Origin of the sequence: Sandarakinorhabdus rubra, assembly GCF_010994245.1 — a bacterium.
GTDB classification, from domain to species: Bacteria; Pseudomonadota; Alphaproteobacteria; order Sphingomonadales; family Sphingomonadaceae; genus Sandarakinorhabdus; species Sandarakinorhabdus rubra.
This window is the reverse complement of record NZ_WMHO01000222.1, coordinates 1-4,151: the sequence shown is the minus strand read 5'-3', so window position 1 is coordinate 4,151 and position 4,151 is coordinate 1. Positions and strand designations below refer to the sequence as shown.

The 4,151-nt window shown below is 71.1% G+C and carries 3 protein-coding genes; all 3 read right to left on the bottom strand.

All coding sequences use genetic code 11. The annotated features are described in order from the left end of the window. Positions 1–13 precede the first annotated feature (13 nt). The gene (gene galK, locus GJV64_RS12080; RefSeq protein ID WP_164157459.1) at positions 14–1,060 is read right to left on the bottom strand and encodes a galactokinase; all 1,047 of its coding nucleotides are present in this window, start codon (positions 1,058–1,060) and stop codon (positions 14–16) included. Further along, a complete protein-coding gene (locus GJV64_RS12075; RefSeq protein WP_164157458.1) occupies positions 1,057–2,061 on the bottom strand; it encodes a UDP-glucose--hexose-1-phosphate uridylyltransferase in 1,005 nt (334 codons plus the stop codon). Before GJV64_RS12075 ends, galK begins: the two co-directional genes overlap by 4 nt. Further along, positions 2,058–4,151, bottom strand: a 2,094-nt coding sequence (locus GJV64_RS12070) for an alpha-galactosidase (protein WP_328799183.1), incomplete at its 5' end; no start/stop codon positions are given. The genes GJV64_RS12075 and GJV64_RS12070, both read right to left, overlap by 4 nt.

Genomic DNA, 4,151 nt, shown 5'->3' with positions numbered 1-4,151 from the left:
TGGGTGAGCCTGTTCACGCCGCCAGCCCCAGCAGCTGCCGGGTCGCGGCCGTCACGTCGGCCTGTCGCATCAGGCTTTCGCCGACCAGGAAGGTGCGGACGCCAACGCCCGAGCGCGCCACCAGGTCATCAACGGCTGGCAGGCTCACGTCGAAATCCTCGCTGAGGCTGGCATGGCCGGCGCGCAGGATGGCCGTCATGGCTGGCAGATCGGCCTGGGCCATCGCCGCCACGGCAGCCTCCACGCGGCGAAGTTCGGAGACCACGTGCGCGGCGCGGCGGCGTTCCATGCTGCCAGCCGGCAGGGCTTCGAGGCTGGCGGGATCGGCATCCCTGAGGGCTGCCACGCCGAGCATCCGGGCCGCCGCCTCGCATTCCGCCCGGCGGCGGTTGAACTCCCCGTCTGCCAGGGCCCGCTTTATGCCGCTGTCAACGATAAGCACCGTCCATTCGGGCGGTATCGGGTGATGGGAGAAGGACAAGCTGCGGCAATCCAGCAGCATGGCGTGGCCGGGCTGGCCGGCGGCCACCGCCATCTGGTCCATGATCCCGCAGGCCACGCCGGCGTGATCATGTTCCGCCGCCTGCGCGGCCCGCGCCAGCGTGACGGCATCGGTGGCCCGATCGCTGGCCGCCAGCAGTGCGCGCCCTATCGCCACGCACAAGGATGCCGAGGATGAGAGGCCGGCGCCGCGCGGCAGATTGCCGGCAATCAAGAGATCGGCGCCGGCAAGGCCGGGCACCCGAGCCGCCAGCGCCGCCGCCGTTCCGCGCACGTAGGACCGCCAGCCCACATCGGCCAGCCGGGCCGGGGTGTCGATGGGGAAGGCATCGTCTTCGCCTTCATCGGCAGCGAACACCCGCACCTGGCCGTCGTTGCGGCGGGCCCAGGCCACAGCGGTGCCTTCGCGGATCGGCATCGGCAGCACACAGCCATCATTGTAATCGAGGTGCTCGCCGATCAGGTTGACGCGGCCGGGCGCGAACACGGTGCCGACGGGCGCCTGCCCCCGCCATTCGGCAAAGCGGCGCGCGGCCAACCCGGTGAGCGCGTCGCTCATTTCAGCACCGCGCGCAGCCGTTCAGCCGCCGCCTCAGGCGTGAGGTCGCGCTGCGTTTCGGCCAGCAGTTCAAAGCCCACCATGTGCTTGCGCACGCTGGCCGATCGCAGCAGCGGCGGCAGGATATGGGCGTGCAGGCGCCAGTGCGCCGTATCGTCGCCGTTCGCATGCGGCGCCCCGTGCCAGCCCAGCGAGTAGGGAAAGGGCGCGTCAAACAGCGCATCACAGCCCCGCAGCAGGCGCCCCAGCAAGGCGGACAGCGCAGCCCGCTGCGCGCCGTCCAGATCCTCCAGCCGGCGCACGTCATCGCGCGCGATGATCAGCGTCTCAAAGGGCCAGGCCGCCCAGTGCGGCACCACCACCAGCCAGTGCGGATCCTGGACCACCACGCGCACCCCGGCCGCCAGCTCCGCCGCCGCGACATCGGCCAGCAAAGGCCTGCCGGCAGCGGCATGGTGTGCGCGCTGGCGTCTGTCTTCGCGGGCCACCAGCGAGGGCACGAAATCACCGGCCCAGCATTGCCCGTGCGGATGCGGGGACGACGCGCCCATCATTGCCCCCCGATTCTCGAATATCTGCACATGGGCCCAGCGCGCACCCAACCGGGCGGACAGGTCGCACCAGCAATCGATGATGGCGTTGCGCGCGCTGTCATCCAGGCTGGCCAGCGACGCGGCATGATCGGGGGCATAGCAGATCACCTGCGTCTCCCCACGCGCTGGCGCTTCCCGCAGCAGCGGGTGTTGATCGGTGGGCTCGGCCGTGTTCAGCAGGGCGGGAAAATCGTTCGGGAACACGAACGTGCCGGCATAATCCGGGTTGCGCTGGCCATCGGCGCGGGCGTTGCCCGGACACAAGTGACAATCCGGATCGTGAGACGGCACGGCCGGCGCGGCTGGGGCGGCTTCGCCCTGCCACGGCCTGGCCATGCGCTGCGGGCTGACCAGTAACCATTCGCCGGTGAGCAGATTCTGGCGGCGGTGGGGCGTGGCGCCGGTCATGGTGTGGCCACCAGGTGGAAGATCAGCGCGCTCTGGGCCGCCTGCGCGGGCAGCGGCAGCCCGGCGCCTGCCAGCCAGCTGCCGGTGAAGGCCTGGGGTGCGGTTCGCATCGCCTTGAAGGCCTTGCCGGCCCGCGGGGTGAGCACCGCCGACGGGCCGGCATGACGCAGCAGCATCACCTGCCAGTCGCGGCCAACGGCGAAGGGCAGCGCAATCGGCGCGGCAAAGCGCTGGCTGCCATGATCAGGCCTGATCACCCACAGCAGCCATTCGCGGCCATTGCCCTGCGCCTGCCACAGCAGCCCATCGGCGCCCTCCCCCAACATCACCTGCCCGCCGTGGATGACGGGGCGCCACTCTTTCCAGAAGGCGATCCAGCCAGCCAGTTCGGCGCGCGCCTGCGGGTCAAGCAGGTCCGGATCAAGCTCGACACCGAAATGGCCCTGCGCGGCGATGGCGGCCCGCAGGGCCAATGGCTGCGTTCGCCCGGTGGCGTGACTGGGGCTGGCCCCCACATGCGCGCCCATCAGTTCGGGCGGCATGAAGGCCAGGAAACCGCGCTGCATGGGCACCCGGGCCAGCGCATCGACATTGTCGCTGGTCCAGAAACGATGGGTAAATTGGGCGATCCCGGCGTCGATGCGGCTGCCGCCGCCGGCGCAGCTTTCGATCTCCACATGGGGGTGGGCGGCGCGCAGGCGGGCCAGAAGATCGTAGGTGCCGGCCACCTGGTCTGCACCACCCGGCGGCGCCAGCGCGCGGTTGTGATCCCATTTCAGATAATCGATCGGCACCTGCCGCAACAGTCCGTCCAGCACATCGAAAAGATGGGCGCGCACGTCGGCCCGGCGCAGGTCCAGCACCAGCTGGTGGCGCGCCGTGGGCCGGTCGCGGCCGGGCAGCGCCAGCACCCAATCCGGGTGGGCGCGATAGAAATCGCTGTCGGGATTGACCATTTCCGGTTCCACCCACAGGCCGAACTGCATCCCCAGGCCGCGCACGTGCGTGGCGAGCGGGCCCAGCCCGGCGGGATGGCGGGCCGGATCAGGTGCCCAGTCCCCCAGCCCGGCACGGTCGTGGCGGCGGCCGGTGAACCAGCCATCATCCAGCACGAAGCGTTCGACACCGATGGCGGCAGCCGCGTCGGCAAGGCGGCGGATGCGGGCTTCGTCGCCATCGAAGTAACAGGCTTCCCAGCTGTTCAGATGGACCGGGCGCGGCGCCATCTGTCCGCCCGGCCAATCCAGCCGGGCGCGCACGGCGGCGTGCATGGCCGCCATGGCACCGTTGCGCCCCGCCGCCGACAGACCCATCAGCAGCGGCGGCGCAGCGTGGGCAGCGCCCGGCGCCAGCAGCAGTTCCCCCGGCTGCAGCATGGCCCCGGCGCTCAACATGTGGCCGCCGTCCTCGTCCCGCTCGATGGCGATGCGAGTGTCGCCAGACCATGCCAACTGCACCGCACAGGCAAGGCCGTGATGCCAGCCGGCATCCTCGCCCAGCACCAGCACGGCGGGAGGGCCGCCGTGGCCAGGGATGCCGCCGCGCGTCTCGCGCTGCCAGCCATGTTCGGGCAGGGCTTCTGCGGTTTCCACCAGTTCGGCGTTGTGGCGGCCACGCCAGGCGATGATCCGCGCCGCCCCGGCCGGCACCGGCAGCACAGCGCTGGCCAGATGATCGACGCGTATTGGCAAGGCCGAGCGGTTCTCCAACCGCATCTGCCATTCCAGCGCGTCCCCCGGCAGCCGGCACACGAGAAGCGTGCAGGCAATGCCGGCCAGCGCATCCTGCCCGGTGATCGCCAGATGGTCCTCATCCCCGCTCACCTGCCAATCGGTGAAGGCCGGCAGCAGCGCCGCGCCCTGTTCATCGCGCAGGGCCAGCGCTGCCGGCCCGAACCAGCCCAGCCCAGCCAACGGGATGGCCGCCGGCATGACCGGTTCATCCAGCGAGAAGGTCGCCGGCGCGCGCAGATCAGCGAGCGGCGGCAGCCCGGCAGGATCGACACGCGGGCCGATCTGGCGCCAGACCGGCGCTGCGCCCTGCGGCCATTCGAGGACCAGGCTCCACGCCGCGCCGTGCAGGCCGATGGT